Here is a 16452-nt window from a genome sequence, read left to right on the forward strand (position 1 = left end):
CCTTCCGCGAGCTTAGTTAGGGTTTAAAGGTGAGGCGATACCGGCAGCGAGGTAAGGGATCAGCCGCTGGATCACGCCTTCTATTTCTACGTTTTCATTAAAATCTGCTGCAGCAATTTCCTGCAGCGCCTGGTTGGACGCCATGGTAAAAACAATGGTGCCCAACGAAAAATGCAGCCGCCAGAAGATTTCACTGGCCGGCAACTGCGGGCACGCCTGTTGCACCAGCAGCACAAATTTATCCAGTACCCGGCCATGGTGATGATTAAAAAACCAGCGCAAGTGGCCTTGTACGTCGGTGTAACCGCGTCCCAGCAACTGTAGGAAAATCCGCGTGCCTTGTGGCTTGACCGTATTGAGTTCCAGCAAAGGTTTGACAAATACCGTCAGCACCGTTGTCAGGTCGTGCGCTTTGGTCTGCGCCAATAAACGGCTGAACTCCTGGTCCAGCCGAGGCATAAGCACCGACAAATACCGCTGCAGCACCGACTGGATCAGCTCTTTTTTTGAACCAAAATGATAGTTCACTGCCGCCAGGTTCACTTCCGCCTCACTGGTGATCTGCCGCAATGAGGTATCGGCAAAACCACTGCCTGCAAACAGCTGCTCCGCCGCATCAAGAATTTTTTGTTGGGTATTGAGTTTCGCCGACATGCAAACACCAGATTAAAACACTTGTTTGAAATGTACGTTTGAAACCAGGCACTGTCAAGCCGCCAAAGCGCAAAAAAGCGCTTCTGGTCGGACTTGTTTTGATGTTGTGGAAAAATCAGCCAACAGCAGGCTGAAAATAGCGGCCGATACGAGGGAAACAAACGACAGAGGAGCCCATTGGCTCCTCCATTCATTCAAGCAATACGGCCCTTTTAGTGCGCTTCAGCCAGCAGCTGTTGAAGCAAGCGGCAGTCCTCGGCCTGCTGACGGGCATAAGCCTGGCAGCTTTCGACCAACTGTGCTGCCACCTCTGGCAGGCTATCGACCACCGCCTGCTCAAAGCGAAATGATCGTCTGTCTCCCCGGCTGTGGCACAGCGCCAGCGCCTGACCACAGGCCGTAGCGTAATCACGCAGTTGAGCTGCCACATCCACTTCGCCCAGGCAGACAGTTTCAGGGTCGACATCGACATTGGCATGGTGCAGCGAACGCACCAAAAAATGCGCGCCGTTAAAATAATGCTCATCCAGCACTAAATCTGGCCGGCGCTGCATCTGGCGCTGACAGTCGACCGTCAGATGCGCAGCATTCAGCCGGTTCACCGGACTTAGCTCTGGAAAATGATACAAAGGCGCCGCGTCCCGCTGCTGTTTCGCTTCGACCACATGGCACAAGCTAAAGTCGTCTTCACTTTCGATGGCCGCAGGGCCGACCAGAAAATAATAACGCTTCATATTCAGTGAGCCGGTACCCGCCCCCTGCCGGCTGACCAGGTCCAGAATATGGTCATTCAGATAAGGCCTGAAACTATGACTGACCGCCTGATACTCCTCTGCCGGCAAGCGGGTAAATTTACGGGCATCCTGTTTGAATTGCAGCGGTTGCACCGACAAATCGGCTAATTTCGCCAGCGTGCTTTTACGTAAAAAATCGTCCCCTTTGGCCGAGCGTTTGATGGCCTTTTTCAGCAATGGCTTTAACACATGAGATTTGGGGAAGTCATCCAGCGCGCTGTAGCGCAGCTCTGGCTCTGCCACTATGGCTTTGCACTGCTGGCGATACGCATTTAAGAACGCGTGCAGCGCAGCCGCCGCCTGAGCTTCAGTCGCTGCCTGTAGCCCATCCAGCACCAGCCCTTCCTCATTGGGGTAAGCGCCACTGAGCACGCCGCGGCAATAGTCCGCCGCGAGCAGCAAACTGACCATAAAACGACTTAAATCCCAGCTCGCCTGGCCAACACAGGCATCGTCAAAATCATTGGGCGCGAAGATCACCCGCTCGCCACTGGAGCCTTCCTCGGTAAAAAAACCGAAATTCGACAGATGGCAATCACCAACCACAGTAGTCAGCGGCCATTGCTGCAGCGCAGCCGGTATCGCCAGTACACCGGTTTTGATATCCAGATAAAATAAACCGGCGCTGCCCCGTAAAAAACGAAACGGCTGCTGCGCCATTTTCTGGTGTTTAGCCAGTGCAGGTAACTGTGCCGGATCGCAGTGATCGGTTCTTGCTAACTCAGCGCGGATCACTGCGCTACGCGATACTTGGGTTGCCATCCTCACCTCCTGTAAAAATACGGCCTTATCCTAACGCCAGAGCTGTTGCCAAACCATTAAACTTTGTAAGCAAAGGTAGGTTACACAGCTGCCAAACATTCCACTTCCACTCTGGCCCCTAAAGCAAGACCGCTGGCGGCAAAGGCACTGCGGGTTGGCAACGGCGCTTTAACATACTGCAGATACACTTTATTGGCCGCGCCCCAGTCCTTGATATCCGCCAGCATCAGCGTGCATTTAAACAAGCTGTCGTAGCCAAGCTCATGCTCCTGCAGCACAGCACCAATATTCTGCATGGTCTGATGCATCTGACTGTCAATGTCGGTGCCTTTCAGCGTCATGGTGCCGGGTAAATTGCCCAGCTGACCCGACAGATACAACACGCCATTGACCGCTTTAGCGCTGCTAAACGGCAGCTTCGGATCGTCGCCGCGGTAGACAAAACGGCCATTTTTCAGTACGTGACTAATTTGCGTGGTACGGTGAATATCCTCAGCCGGGTTGGCTGCAAGCACCAGCAGGTTGGCCTTTTTGCCAACCTCAATACTGCCCAGTTGCTGTTCCACACCAATGGCTTTGGCGCCATTGAGCGTGGCCGCCTGAATAGCCTGCAGCGGGGTCAGACCGGCCTGCTCCACCAACAGTTGCAATTCCTGATGCACCATGGGGTATGGCAAACCCGTCATTTCACTTTGGTAATCGGTTCCGGCCACGATAGGAATGCCTTGCTGATGCGCCAGTTTGGTCAGCAGAATGCCATGCTGATAAATGCGCGGCGCATTGTGATTGCGCTGCTGCAATTGATTGAAAATGGTCAGGGTCGCGTCCAGCATGGTGCCTTTGGCTTTCATCTGTTGCAATAAGCCCTGGTAACGCGCCGGGTCGAAGGACGCCTTTTCAAGCTCAGCACTCACCGGTTTGTCCTGGCGTCGCCATAACTCAAAAGGAGAAATCACTGTGGCGGCTAAATCAGGCGCATGGGAAATGACTTCGACACCCGCCTGCACAGCGTCTTCCGGTTTGGCCGGGCCTACATAAGCATGGGCCCAGACTTTAACCCCATGCCGTTTGGCGGCGTCCGCCAGTTTAGGCATCAGCTCAGGGGGAACTTTGGCGTAAACTTTAATGCCGGTGGCACCTGTACCTAAGGTACGCAGCACCAGTTCATCCATATTGGTCGAGCTGGTGACCGCCCGCATCCAGTCGGTGTTGCCTGGTTCACGGCCGCGGGCAGACGCGATGGTGCGTGGGTCGGCAAAAAACTCAGGCCCGCCAATAATCACCGAATAATAAATATCGGGAGCTTGGATCAGATCAAGCTCCGCCTGACGCTTCAAGCCTGCCAGCACCCGTACATCGCCGCCCATATCGCGCACTGTGGTCACGCCACCGCGCAGCAATAAGCGCATACGCTGCAGCACCAGCGCTGCATTATCGCCGCCTTCCGGCTCTGTGGCGTTATGCACATGGGCGTCAATCAGTCCAGGTAGCAAGTACTGGCCGGTTAAATCCACCACTGTGGCGTCTTTCGGCGGCTTACGGCTGTCACTCGGATAAATAGCCACAATTTGGCTGCCATCAATTTCCAGGGTCTGCGCCGGGATCACTTTCAGCGCTTTTACATCCACCAGATTGGCGTGGGTCAGTAGCAAAGGCTGCGCCGTCACATAAAAAGCTGCTGTCGTGAAAAGCAGCAGCGCTAATGAGTTTATCTTCATGATTAACCTGTTGTTATTGTGATTCTGTTGTTTTTATACCCAAGCTGACGCCAATACACCAGCCTAATGGCACAGCGGCGGGCCTTTTTGGCGGACCACCCAGCAGATCCTGCTGAAGGTGCGACAGTGCTGCGCATTTTTTGACCAGAAGGCACTGTACCTTTGCTATGGTTCAGGTATAATCGCGCGCACTTTTTTCGCCCCCTAACTTTGCAGGACATCCATGACAGTCGAAACCTTTGACCCGAAACAAACCACCACACTGGAGACCCCAGTGAAAAGCCTGGCGGAACAAGCAGCAGTGGCCAATGGCACAGGCGCGAAAATCGGGTTTGTCAGTCTGGGTTGTCCAAAGAATCTGGTGGATTCAGAACGTATTCTGACTCAGTTAAAAACTGAGGGTTACCAGATTGTGCCGACGTACAATGATGCCGAACTGGTGATTGTGAACACCTGCGGCTTTATCGACAGTGCTGTGCAGGAATCGCTGGACACCATTGGCGAAGCCCTGGTGGAAAACGGCAAAGTGATAGTGACCGGTTGTTTAGGTGCGCGCGAAGATGAAATTCGTGAAGTGCACCCCAATGTACTTGGCATCACAGGCCCACATGCCTATGAAAACGTGCTGAAACAAGTGCATGATTTTGTGCCAAAACCTAAGTACGACCCTTTTATTCAACTGGTGCCGGATCACGGCGTCAAACTGACCCCTAAGCACTACGCTTACCTGAAAATCTCCGAAGGCTGTAACCACCGTTGTACCTTCTGTATTATTCCGTCCATGCGTGGCGATTTAGTCAGCCGCCCTATCGGTGAAGTGCTGGACGAAGCGGCCCGCCTGCAAAAGGCCGGTGTCAAAGAGCTGCTGATCATCTCTCAGGACACCAGCGCTTATGGGGTGGACGTGAAACACCGCACCGGCTTCTGGAATGGCCAGCCAGTCAAAACCTCGATGCAGTCACTCTGTGAAGCGCTGGCTGATTTGGGCATTTGGGTGCGTTTGCATTATGTCTACCCATACCCGCATGTGGACGATGTGATCCCACTGATGGCGGCCGGTAAACTGTTGCCTTACCTGGATATCCCGTTCCAGCATGCCAGCCCGCGTATTCTGAAGTTAATGAAACGCCCTGGTCAGTCTGACCGTGTACTGGAGCGCATTAAAAAATGGCGTGAGATCTGCCCGGATTTAACCATCCGCTCGACCTTTATTGTTGGCTTCCCGGGTGAAACCGAAGAAGAATTCCAGGAATTGCTGGAATGGCTGGAAGAAGCGCAGCTTGACCGCGTCGGCTGCTTTAAATACAGCCCGGTTGAAGGCGCCAAAGCCAACGATTTGCCTGATCCGGTACCAGAAGAAGTAAAAGAAGACCGTTACCACCGCTTTATGCAGACCCAGCAACGCATCAGCGCTGAGCGTTTACAACGTAAAGTCGGCCGCACTATTGCCGTACTGATTGACGAAGTGGACGAAGAAGGCGCCATTGGCCGCAGCTTCGGTGATGCACCGGAAATTGACGGCGCTGTGTACCTGAATGGCGAAACCCAGTTAAAGCCAGGTGATTTAGTGCAGGCACTGGTCGAAGAAGCTGACGAATACGATTTATGGGCCAGTCTGGTCAGCTAAACGCAGCCGCCTTTTCAACCTCAAAGCCAGAGTTTCACTCTGGCTTTTTTGTTTAAGCTCAGCTGCACTTTATCCTGAGTTCGCGCCTGTACAACTCAAATCCCTTTGCTGCGCCTTGCAGCAGCTCCTCGGGCTTGTTCTGATGGGCGTTTTGTCGTATTAAAACTTAACAGCGCAGACAAGTTCGCCTTCTCAGGGCGCCTTGTGTTAAAACCAAGCAATACGCTGAAAACAAATTACAACAAACTACAGAAAACGATGGGGTCTTTTTGATGCAACGACGAATTCTCTCCACTCTTTTATTTTGCTCTGCACTGGCAGCGCCCGCCTTCGCCGCCGATAACCAGCTGAGCCCGCAGGAGCAGGCGGAAGGCTGGAGCCTGCTGTTTAACGGCAAGGATATGCAGCAATGGCGCAATTTTAAAAGCGACAGCTTAAGCCCGCTGTGGGTGATTGACCAGGACAGCATCAAGCTGACCGGCAAAGGTGGCGGCGATATTCTGACCAAAAAAACCTACACCGATTACGACCTGATGCTGGACTGGAAAATCTCCGAAGTCGGTAACAGCGGCGTGCTGATTATGGCCGATGAAAGCGGTCAGTATATTTATTCGCATGCGCCGGAAATTCAAATCCTCGATAACGAGCGTCATCCGGACAACAAACTGGCCACCCATTTATCAGGCTCCCTCTACGACATGGTCGCCTCCCCTGTTGCTTCCCAGAAAAAAGCCGGTGAGTGGAACACTGCGCGCATCCGGCTGGAAAAATCCCGCCTTCAAGTCTGGCAAAACGGCACCCTGGTGACCGATATTCAAATTGGCAGCGACGACTGGAAAAAACTGGTCGCTGCCAGCAAGTTTGCCGACTGGGCAGGTTTTGCCAGCAATAAAAGAGGTCATATTGGTCTGCAGGACCATGGCGACCCGGTTTGGTTTAAAAACATCAAAATCAAAGAGCTGAACTGATGAGCACAGAGCAACAAACTCTCCATGAAATTATTGTGGTCGGTTCTGGCGCTGGCGGCGCCATGGCGGCTTATGAACTAACCCGTCAGGGCCGCAAAGTCCTGCTGTTGGAAGCTGGCCGGGATTACGACCCAAAAACTGAAACTCCGATGTTTAAACCCAATCACGCAGCGCCGCTGATGGGGGCATCCACAGTCGACAAAGACTTTGGTTACTATGATTCCACCATCGACGGCGGTTGGACAGTGCCAAACGAGCCCTATAGCTCGGCCGAAGGGTCTGACTTTTTATGGTGGCGCGCCCGGATGCTGGGTGGTCGCACCAACCACTGGGGCCGCTATTCGCTGCGTTTCAGTGAGCATGACTTTAAGGGCAAAAGCCGTGACGGCCTGGGTGCCGACTGGCCCTTTAACTATGAAGATATTGCGCCCTGGTACGACAAAACCGAAGCCTTAGTGGGTGTCTGTGGCACCAATACAGGGCTGGATGATATGCCGCCTTCACCTGAAGGGGTATTGCAACCGCCGCCAAAACCGCGGGTGCCGGAACTGCTGGTTGCGGCGGCAGCGAAAAAACTCGGTATTGCGACAGTGCCTATGCACAGGGCGGTGCTGACCAAACCATTGGACAACCGCGCCGCCTGCTTTTATGCCACCCCGTGCGGCCACGGCTGCTCCATTGGCGCTGCGTTTCAGACCACCACGTCGTTAATTCCTATGGCCAAAGCCACAGGCTTATTGGAAGTACGCACCAATGCCATGGTACGGCGGGTGGACACCAATGCAGAAGGCCAGGTGACCGGCGTGACCTACGTCGACAAAACCACCGGGGCTGATGTGACCCTCAACGCCAAAGTGGTGATCCTGGCCGCCAGCGCCTGCGAAACCGCGCGCTTGTTGCTGAATTCCAAGGCAGAAAAGCACCCGAACGGCCTCGCTAACTCCAGCGGCCAGGTGGGTAAGAACCTGATGGACTCGACCGGAGCCAATATAGGCGCCATGATCCCTGCCCTGCAAGGACGGCCACGCTACAACGAAGACGGTCATACCGCCAACCACTTATTTATTCCCTGGTGGGGCCACAAGGCGCATGCAAACAAAGAACTGGATTTCCCGCGCGGTTACCATTTTGAAATTGGCGGACGTTTCTCTGAACCTGGTGCTTATGTCAGCGGTCAGTTCCAGGGCTATGGCAAAGACTTAAAACAGCAGGTTCGCCAGCAATACGGTGCCTCGGTCGGCTTTGCGCTGCGGGGTGAAATGCTGCCCAATGACGACTGTTACATGGATATCGACCCTGAGCTGAAAGACAAATGGGGCATTCCGGTAGCGCGTTTTCATTGGAAATGGTCCGAGCATGAACTGAAACAAGTGGAGCATGGTTTAAAAACCGCTAAAGCCATTTTCGAAACCATGGGCGCCACTGTAGGTGAATTGCCCAAAGCGGAAGACGCTATTCTCAAAGGCGGTCAGATCATTCACGAAGTGGGCACCACCCGAATGGGCGACTCGCCCAAAGACTCAGTCACCAACCAATGGGGCCAAAGCTGGGATTGCCCGAACCTGTTTGTGATGGACGCTGGCGTCTTTGCCTCGAACCCACACAAAAATTGCACCCTGACCATTATGACGCTGGCAATGCGTAATTCGTCCTGGCTGGCTGGACAACTTGCCAAAGGAGCGCTGTAAATGAGCAACGAAACTGAACAAAGCTACCGCTCCGGCCTGACCCGGCGTGAATCGCTGAAAATCATGCTGGCGCTGGCCACCACGGCGTTATTGCCAGGCCTGGCCGGTTGTGAAGACCGCAGCAAAACAGCAGCTGCCAGCCCGGCAGTGGCCAAAGCCACAGGCGAGCATTGGCCTGAACTGGATCTTGCGCCTGTCACCGCCAAGGGCTATGGCAAAGACCCGAATCTGATTATGCCCCCCGAATCGCCCTGGCCACTGACCATGACCGCCAGTCAATTGACCTTACTGGCGGTAGTGGCCGATATTCTGGTGCCCCGCGAAGGCTCGGTGCCTTCAGCTTCTGAAGTGCATGTACCAGCCGTGGTGGACGAATGGGTCAGCGCACCGTACGAGACGCAGCAACAGGACCGCGTCACCATTCTGAGCGCCTTGGCCTGGATAGATGATGAAGCAAGCCAGCGCTATGGCAAAAGCTTCACTGGCTTAAGCAAAACAGAGCAGCTGAGCATTATGGATGACATCGCCTACGACAATGCACAGACCAAACCGCAGTTTAAACGTATAGCCGGCGCCTTTAACCGCTTACGTGGTCTGGTGCTGGCCGCGTTCTTCTGCACACCGGAAGGCATGAAAGACATCGGCTATATGGGCAACACGCCTATCGCCGGTGAATACCCGGGCCCCAGTGCTGAGGCTTACAGCCATCTGAACTCGGTACTGAGCCAGCTTGGCCTGACCGAACACGCCTACCCGGTAAGCTAGCTCCAGCATAAAAAAGGCGGCTTGATAGCCGCCTTTCTCCTGCCTACTCATATTCTGCTACTGACAAGGGTACTGCGACTGCACTTCACAAGCCGCCTGCACTTGCTCTGGTGCTGCTTTTGCCATACAAAAATCAAGCCTGACTAACTGCTCTGCTGGCTGAGCTGTCTGTCCATCCGCAGCAGTCCAGCGCCAGCTTTTAATCTCTTTCACCGCCGGGCGAATTTGGTGATTGCCCGGGATGGCGCTCAGTACATTCACATCCCCGGTCTTGCCTTCGGCATCAATACTGACTTTGAATACACCACAACCGACCCAGCCATTTTTGGCCATCACAACAGGGTATTTAGGTGGACTGGCGTCTGCACGGGTCCAGTATTGACTGACACCTTCTGAGCTCACCGCGCTGTAAACCACAGTGCCACTGCCGCTGATTGCGGGTTTGGCCGACACAGCCAGACCACTGCACAATACCGGCAGTATCAGCAAGCTGCTGCTTAATTTCATCACATTCTCCTGGACGATCACTGATTTATCACTCTGCCTTCTTCACGGGCAGAACCTTTTTTATATCAGCAGATTACATGGGCCAAATTGGCGTCGTCCAGATGGGCGGAACCAAGCAAGCGGCAGATTCGACAGGAAGCAGCGCCAAGCCGACAGGCGGAGGGGGGTTCGCACTACAGTGCCTTACGCAGCAAGCAAATAAGCGTTTTTCCAGGCGTAGAGGCTCAGGTTTTGCTTCTTAACACCAGGCCAACACCGCCCAATACGGCGCAAGAAGCCAGCGCCAGACGCAGACTAATAGCCTCCTGTAAAAACAGCACGGCGGCAAAGGCGGCAATCACAGGCACACTCAACTGCACTGTGGCCGCCGTCGTAGCTTTGAGCGAGGGCAACACCGCATACCAAAGCGCATAACCCAGGCCCGAGGTCACAGCTCCCGATACCACCGCATAGACGACACCAACAGCCTCGAACGACTGAGCCTGCCAGTACCACAGGCTCAGCAGCAGACAAAGCGGTAAAGTGCGGATAAAGTTGCCAGCGGTCTGTAGCAGTGGGTCGCCGGCCCCTTTGCCACGTATCGAATACAAAGCCCAAGCCACACCAGCACCGAGCATCAGTACCGCCGCCAGCAAAGGCGGCGCTGAAGCCCCTGGCAGCAATAACGCCAGCAAGCCAGCTCCTGCCAGCAACAGGCCGGCCCACTGAGGCAAACTAAAACGCTCTCCCCGATAAAAGCCGTAGCCAATCATTGAAATTTGTACCGCACCAAACAGGATCAAAGCGCCAGTCGCGGTGGTCAGCTGCAGATAAGAAAACGAAAAACCGGCGGCATACACAAACAACGCCAGGGCAGAAAGCCAACTGCCGGACAGTTTTGCCCGAGCCACCAGCGGTGCCAGACCAGCGCGCAGTGCCACCAACAGGGCCAGTGTAACTGCGCCCGACAACAAACGCAGGCTGGTAAAACTGGCAGGGTCAATAGTGCCGTTCAGCAGGGCTGCGCGGCACAGCAGGGAATTACCGGCAAACGCCAGTAATGCAAGGCAGGTCAGACTAACAACTTTCCATACAGGCATCAGCTACAAAGCCAAAACACCAGACCAAACAGCATAAACTGCAGTGTGTGGTAGCCTCCGTCAATCAGCCACAACTTAAAAGAGCGTTGGGCAAACTGATAGTTGATGGCAAAACTGGCGCCGACCAGCCCTAACCCGACCAGCAAGCCCATATGCAGTGCATGATGCAGCTCAGGCGCCGGGCCAACCAGATGGGCAAAGCAAGTGGCCGCCAGTAGCGAAAATACCAAACTGACGCCAAACACCCTGGCCGGATGGCCGGGGTGCGGCACCCCACCGTTTTCATCATTCCATACCTTGCCAAACAGCAGCGGTGAGTACCACAAGCCACCCAGTACAAAACTGGACACCGCCGCCAGTACTATGACCCAAATTGCCATCTTGCCTCCTTGTTGCACTCTTGCTGCCGGTCAGGCACTGTGTGATTGACTGCCTTGATGGACTCAGCCCTCGTGTTTATCCACTTGCAGGCTCAGTTTGCGCCCTTCAATCTCAATGGTCGCAGGCTGGCCATAACGCACAATCAGTACAGGTTGTACCGTTTCGCCATTTAAGGTCAATGCAGTCACCAGTTTGGCGCTGTCGTTTTGCTCCGAAGTCATGGTCAGCTGGTAACTGAACTTGTCGTCTTCCCTCACAGTGGCCGTTTTACCGGCCTCAACCACCAGCACAGGTGAGGCAATAAGCTCGCCATTGTCATAAATGGACGTGGATACTTTGTACAGTTCGTCTGCAGCACAAGATAAAGTCGTTAACAGCGCCGTGCTGATTAACAAAGTGGTCAGTTTCATCTTTATTTCCTTATTGAATGTTAACTTAGGTTATTCACTATCCGATGTACTGAACGCTGGCGCGTTGCTTAGCACCGTCATTTCAATTGGTTTCATAGTAATAAAGGTCATCCGCCACCCTATCCAATATGGACAGCTGTTTAAGATCGGCCAGTGGCTGACTTAATTTGGGTCGGTTGGCACCAGCCTTCAGCAACAGAACACCGGACTCATTATCACCCACCCCAACCCCAACCAGGCGAATACCCTCTTTTTCCCGTCTAAGTGCACTCAGGCCAATATCACGCATTTCTGCAGTCAGCGTATCAATTTGCGCTTCGGTGACAGCAATACTATCCAGATACGCCGTCAGACTCGGCCATTTTTTCCAGACTCCAGACGGCACGAACCCCATCTCGGCGCTGGGAATGGCTTCTTTGGCTGTACCAGATAACACAAAGAGATCATTCACTCTCACCTCGTCTTTGGGTGCCCAGACAGACAGCAACTGCAGCCCGTCAATCTCCGTAAATCGCTGCGCCAGCGTGCGCAACCTTTCAGGCTGGCGGATCAAATGAGCTTTGCGACTGGGCGAGCAGAGCGGGCCACAAAAAAAGTAATCTGTGATCCTTTCCGCCTGAAGCCTGCATGCGTGAGCTGTTGCCCCCAGGTGCAGGTTTCTCAACTCGTTCGCTTCTTTAGCGTTGCTGGCTTTGCGAACTTCCAATCCAAGCGGACCAAAAGTAAAGGTGCGATAAGGAAAGATAGCTGGATTGGCCCGAACCACTTCACAAGTGTCCATCAGATCAGGGATCAGCAAACGGTACTCCGACTCACCACGAAAGTTATTGTCCGCGACTACCGGACAAACCACTAAAAATGTCAGCGCGACTAACGATATCCTTATCATTGATGATCCTTGTTTGAATGAGGCTGCGCTCTGCGGCTAAGCCTTAGGCGCTTGTGTCAGCACTTTGCTACAGAATTCGAATCTGAGTCAGCAGCAGAACCTTTCCATCATCAGGTATTTACAAAGAAAATCAATGGCTTTTATCGGCTTAAGCTGTATTTATTTTCGGGATGCCGATCATTGTCTGCTGATTATTTAGTGCCCGGCTTTGCCCGACTTGACCGGTTGACCCATACTGACAAGCCGCCAACACCCTTTGTGGAGAGGATACGAATGCCTTTGAGGCTACACCTTTTATCACTGCTCGTTATCCTGATCGCATCCTCCAGCCTGGCAGCTGAGCCCGCCAACAAACCCGGCAAAGTCCGGCTAGGCATCCATAATTTCCCGCCCGGTTTTGTGATGTCTGAAGATGGCAAAATCTGCGGTGGCCGCGCTGTGGCCATTCTGGACCGGATATTAAAACCTGTTGATTTACAAATAATGCCGGTCTGTGGCACCGCGGCCCGTATTTACCGCCAATTGGACAGCGGCGATATGGATATGGGGATCAGTACTGCCACCAACCCTTTAGTCAATCATGCACATACCTTTTTAACTCCGGCCTATACCGAACTGGTGCTGGTGTTGTACAGCCATCCGAAGCCTCTGACAGACGCAGATGCCAACTCAGTGGTCGCGATACGCGGTTTCGAATACCAGGGCCAACGACTACTGATGCAACAAAAAGGCTATGATTTTATTGAGATGCCGGATGCGGTCAGTGCCATAGGTTTTTTTCTGCACCAGCGCGCTCAACACCTGATCAGCTATCAGGACCCTTTTTTATATTATTTGCAGCAACATAAAGCGGACGTCTTGTCGCACATACAGCAGCGGCAACTGATGACTGTGGATGCACAGTTGGTGGTGTCTGCCCGTTCGGTTTATAAAGACCGCATCATTCAGGCGTTGGCCACCTTTGCCGCTGCACATCCTTGCCACTACCTGACCGAATGCGCTCAATGAGCGCCAGGTTCCGCCCCTGCGGCTTTATAATGAAACACTGGCAACTCAGCAGGCGCCGGACACTGTGCTCGCCGGCTTTCGGTATCCAGCATCACCCAATCGGCCCGGTGGGCAAAACCCAGATGGACCGCTTTATCCGGGTCATAGCACTGGCCATCCAGCAGACTGAAATTTAACAGCACCACCGCTTCCGGGTGGCTGCTTTGCCACTGATAAGCTGCCCACAGTTGCTGATCATTGGGCGTATTAAAGCCAAAATGGGTGATCGGGAAGGGTGAAAACAACACAAACTGTTCAGCAAAATCAACCAGCACCACCTCGGTTCCAGGCCTTACCTGCTGCGCCAGGCTGCTTAAAATATGTTTCGGCGTTTTCACCCCTTCCAACATCGGATAGCCCCAAAAGCTGTACAGAAGCCACAAGGTACTGACAAACAACGGCCAGCTTAACCAACGACGGCGACGGTAACTCAGCGCCAACAAAACCAGGCCGGCGCCACCCAGCACCGCCAGAAAACTCCAGGGAGCGACATCGAATTTATCTGCCAGCTTTTGCATGGCGTGCAGTCCGGCCAAGCCAGCAAGTCCACTTACAGCAAGCGCCAGTGCAATCAGGGCGGTCAAAGCAGCCAGCAACCCGGTAAATTTGCGTTTTGCCAGCACCTCTTTGGTATAAGGCGCCGCAATCAATGCCAGCATTGGCAGGGCCGGAAAAATATAAACGCCCCGCTTGCCCGGGCTCAGGCTAAAAAACAGCAGCAACAACAGTATCCAGCCCAGCGGCAATAACACCCGGCCGTCCCATTGTTTCAACGCCAGGGTCCAGCGCGGCACCAGCCAGGGTAACGCCAGGCTCAGCGGCAACCAAAACACTGGGATCACACTAACCAGGTAGTACCAAAACGGCTTGAGGTGATGCCAGGAATTGGCATAACGGGTGACCGTCTGATGCCAGAGAATATTGTCGCGATAAGCCAGCAACTGCGGGTCCTGACTGTGCTCGACGAACCACCACATAGGGACAAACCAACAGCAAATCGCCAGCAACATCACCACAGGACCAGCCAACCAACGCCATAGGTTCAGCCGCTGCGCCGAATGCACCGCAGCTTGTTGCCCGACGGTCCTGTACAACAGATAAGGCACTAACATCAGCGCAGGCAAAAAGCCAACCCCTTTGGTGATCACCCCAAACCCCATCGCTGCCCAGGCCAGGTAATACCAGCGCCAGTTGCCGTCAATCAGCATAAAACGCAATAAGCCGTAACAGCCAAGCGTGATCCAGCCACACACCAGCGCATCTATCTGTGCTGTTTTCGCCTGCAGCATAAATTGCAAACTAAACACTAACAGCAAGCCGGCAATCAGCCCGGTCTGGCTATTCCAGAGCTTGCGGCCTAAATCCACCACCAAATACAGGGTGAACATCGCAGCCAGGGCTGAAGGCAATAAAAAGGCCAGGTTTAAGCTGCCGGTAATTTGATACCAAAAGGCAATGCACCACAAAAAGATAGGGGGTTTGTCGGCATAGTATTCACCAGCCCTGCGAGGAAAAAACCAGTCCCCACTTTCGACCATTTCTTTGGCAATCAGTGCAAAACGCGGCTCATCGGCAGGCCATGGGTCGCGCAGGCCCAAGCCAGCACATATCAGCACCAAAGCCAGCAGCATCAAGAGCTGCAGTTGTTCAGTGTCAGTGCGGGCATTTAGCCAGTTTTTTGTCGCGGTAACGGCGCTTGACATCATCAGAGCAGGTCTCCATTGGTCTTGATGGCGGCTTCTGGCATCGTGGAAGCTGATTGACGCTGACGCTGGTACAAACGCCAGCTCAGCACACTGGACAGCACAAATAACATCAGGCTGAGTGCAATTTTCCAACCTGATTGCAGCAGCACACCTTTCCCCATCAAGGCAAACACCAGCATCTGAGGCAGATAACCTAAGGTGGAGCCAAGTAAAAACGGCAGTACAGCCACAGAGCAAACACCTGCGGCAAGGTTGGTCAGTAAGTTATTGCCGACCGGCAGCAACCGCAGCACCAGGGCCTTGCTAAACGGCTGTTGTTGCAAAAAAGGCGCTATCTGCTGCACCCGTCGCAGAAAAAAGTAATTCAGCAGCGGCCTGGCAAAAGCGCGAGACAGCAACAGCACCAGTAAACAACTCAGACTGGCCGCTAACGTAGACAACAGGACGCCCTCGACGAAACCAAAGGCATAACCGCCCAGAAAAGCCGCCAGTTGGCGCGGCAACCCGACGCTGATAAACAGTGTGGCTACCCAGAGGTAGTTCAGCATGCCCCACAAGCCGTTGTCTCTGGTATGACTGTCCATCCAGCTCTGGTCAAAAGCGCTGATTGACGGCAGTTGCTCAGCCACCACAGAACCCAGAACACACAGCAACGCCAGCAGGCAAACCCGGCCACCAAGCCGCAGCAGATAATCCTTATGGCTTGGGTTCAACATCAACCACCAATTCAGCTTTTTTGCTGCGACGTTGCAGCCACATCACGCCCGCCATATCCACCAGACCTACGCCGAGCCGCCCCAACATGGTGTAATTCGACTGGCCGTGCTGACGGTCACGATGATTCACCTCAACCACGACAATCTGCCCACCCAGACGACGCACCAGGGCAGGAAGAAATCTGTGCATATGGTCGAAATAAGGCAATTGGAGATAGGTGGTTCTGGGCAACAGTTTCAGACCACAACCTGTATCCGGCGTGTTGTCTTGCAGCAAGCGGCTACGAACTGCATTGGCAATACGGGACTGCAATCGTTTCCAGGCGGTGTCTTTGCGTTTTTTCCGGTAACCTGCAATGCAGAAATGCTGCCCTTCACTAAAGGCAGCGGCCTGCTGCAACAAAGCGGGAATATCAGCCGGATCATTCTGACCGTCTGCATCTAAAGTCACAATCCAGCGCCCTCTGGCCTGATTGACACCAGTCCAGACCGCGGTACTCTGGCCACAGGACTTTTTGTGGCGTATTACACGAAGCTGAGGGAACGGGCCTTTGGCGAGGGTTTGCAGGGTCGCCACTGTGCCATCCTCACTGCCGTCATCCACATAAATGATTTCGAAATTCTGCTGCTGCAGTGCCTGAACCAGTTCTTCAACCAGCGGCTGAATATTTCCCTGCTCATTTTTGGCCGGGATAACTACGGATATATCCATCAAAATTTCCTGAAACCTTGTCAGCTAAT

Annotated in this window: 16 protein-coding genes; 5 read left to right on the forward strand and 11 right to left on the reverse strand. The window is 53.7% G+C overall.

The features are described 5' to 3' along the window. Positions 1-12: 12 nt before the first annotated feature. The 3 genes from psrA to ACFO3I_RS15095 all read right to left on the reverse strand — a co-directional run bounded on the left by psrA (position 13) and on the right by ACFO3I_RS15095 (position 3928). The gene (psrA, locus tag ACFO3I_RS15085) at positions 13-654 is read right to left on the reverse strand and encodes a TetR family transcriptional repressor PsrA (protein WP_377335307.1); all 642 of its coding nucleotides are present in this window, start codon (positions 652-654) and stop codon (positions 13-15) included. A gap of 212 nt (positions 655-866) precedes the next feature. Further along, positions 867-2210 (reverse strand): DUF2252 family protein, encoded by a 1344-nt coding sequence (locus tag ACFO3I_RS15090; protein WP_377335309.1) that lies wholly within the window; start codon positions 2208-2210, stop codon positions 867-869. Between the two features lie 80 nt (positions 2211-2290). Beyond that, positions 2291-3928 carry an amidohydrolase family protein gene (locus ACFO3I_RS15095; RefSeq protein ID WP_377335311.1) on the reverse strand — a complete coding sequence of 546 codons (1638 nt, stop codon included), beginning with the start codon at positions 3926-3928 and terminating at the stop codon, positions 2291-2293. Positions 3929-4151: 223 nt separating this feature from the next. Here ACFO3I_RS15095 and rimO point away from each other — a divergent pair, with 223 nt between their 5' ends. The 4 genes from rimO (at position 4152) to ACFO3I_RS15115 (ending at position 8976) form a co-directional block, all read left to right on the forward strand. After that, positions 4152-5555, forward strand: coding sequence for a 30S ribosomal protein S12 methylthiotransferase RimO (gene rimO / locus ACFO3I_RS15100; protein ID WP_377335313.1), 1404 nt, complete (start codon positions 4152-4154; stop codon positions 5553-5555). A 272-nt stretch (positions 5556-5827) separates the two neighbouring features. Next, positions 5828-6523, forward strand: coding sequence for a 3-keto-disaccharide hydrolase (locus ACFO3I_RS15105; protein ID WP_377335315.1), 696 nt, complete (start codon positions 5828-5830; stop codon positions 6521-6523). Next, complete coding sequence (locus ACFO3I_RS15110) at positions 6523-8211, forward strand: GMC family oxidoreductase (RefSeq protein WP_377335317.1); 1689 nt, start codon at positions 6523-6525, stop codon at positions 8209-8211. Before ACFO3I_RS15105 ends, ACFO3I_RS15110 begins: the two co-directional genes overlap by 1 nt. Next, positions 8212-8976, forward strand: coding sequence for a gluconate 2-dehydrogenase subunit 3 family protein (locus tag ACFO3I_RS15115; protein WP_377335319.1), 765 nt, complete (start codon positions 8212-8214; stop codon positions 8974-8976). It abuts the gene before it with no gap. A gap of 57 nt (positions 8977-9033) precedes the next feature. On the opposite strand, the gene ACFO3I_RS15120 is transcribed toward ACFO3I_RS15115, so the two are convergent. From ACFO3I_RS15120 to ACFO3I_RS15140, 5 genes are all read right to left on the reverse strand, one after another. Further along, a complete protein-coding gene (locus ACFO3I_RS15120; RefSeq protein WP_377335321.1) occupies positions 9034-9483 on the reverse strand; it encodes an energy transducer TonB in 450 nt (149 codons plus the stop codon). 224 nt (positions 9484-9707) lie between these two features. Beyond that, a complete protein-coding gene (locus tag ACFO3I_RS15125) occupies positions 9708-10562 on the reverse strand; it encodes a DMT family transporter (RefSeq protein WP_377335323.1) in 855 nt (284 codons plus the stop codon). Beyond that, a complete protein-coding gene (locus tag ACFO3I_RS15130; RefSeq protein WP_377335325.1) occupies positions 10562-10942 on the reverse strand; it encodes a DUF1761 domain-containing protein in 381 nt (126 codons plus the stop codon). The genes ACFO3I_RS15125 and ACFO3I_RS15130 overlap by 1 nt, the downstream gene beginning before the upstream one ends. A gap of 63 nt (positions 10943-11005) precedes the next feature. Then, positions 11006-11353 (reverse strand): hypothetical protein, encoded by a 348-nt coding sequence (locus tag ACFO3I_RS15135; RefSeq protein WP_377335327.1) that lies wholly within the window; start codon positions 11351-11353, stop codon positions 11006-11008. Between the two features lie 82 nt (positions 11354-11435). Next, positions 11436-12152: a hypothetical protein gene (locus ACFO3I_RS15140; protein ID WP_377335329.1), complete on the reverse strand. Its 717-nt coding sequence runs from the start codon at positions 12150-12152 to the stop codon at positions 11436-11438. 363 nt (positions 12153-12515) lie between these two features. Here ACFO3I_RS15140 and ACFO3I_RS15145 point away from each other — a divergent pair, with 363 nt between their 5' ends. After that, a complete protein-coding gene (locus ACFO3I_RS15145) occupies positions 12516-13250 on the forward strand; it encodes a hypothetical protein (protein WP_377335331.1) in 735 nt (244 codons plus the stop codon). Here ACFO3I_RS15145 and ACFO3I_RS15150 read toward each other — a convergent pair. From ACFO3I_RS15150 to ACFO3I_RS15160, 3 genes are read right to left on the reverse strand one after another with little or no spacing between them, the layout of a single operon-like run. Further along, on the reverse strand, positions 13244-14995 hold the full coding sequence (locus ACFO3I_RS15150) for an ArnT family glycosyltransferase (protein WP_377335333.1): 1752 nt from the start codon (positions 14993-14995) through the stop codon (positions 13244-13246). The genes ACFO3I_RS15145 and ACFO3I_RS15150 overlap by 7 nt on opposite strands. Next, the gene (locus ACFO3I_RS15155; protein WP_377335335.1) at positions 14995-15711 is read right to left on the reverse strand and encodes a TVP38/TMEM64 family protein; all 717 of its coding nucleotides are present in this window, start codon (positions 15709-15711) and stop codon (positions 14995-14997) included. The genes ACFO3I_RS15150 and ACFO3I_RS15155 overlap by 1 nt, the downstream gene beginning before the upstream one ends. Next, positions 15692-16423 (reverse strand): glycosyltransferase family 2 protein, encoded by a 732-nt coding sequence (locus ACFO3I_RS15160; protein ID WP_377335337.1) that lies wholly within the window; start codon positions 16421-16423, stop codon positions 15692-15694. Before ACFO3I_RS15160 ends, ACFO3I_RS15155 begins: the two co-directional genes overlap by 20 nt. Between the last annotated feature and the right edge of the window lie 29 nt (positions 16424-16452).

The sequence above is a fragment of the Rheinheimera marina genome (assembly GCF_042654345.1).
Taxonomy (GTDB): Bacteria; Pseudomonadota; Gammaproteobacteria; order Enterobacterales; family Alteromonadaceae; genus Pararheinheimera; species Pararheinheimera marina.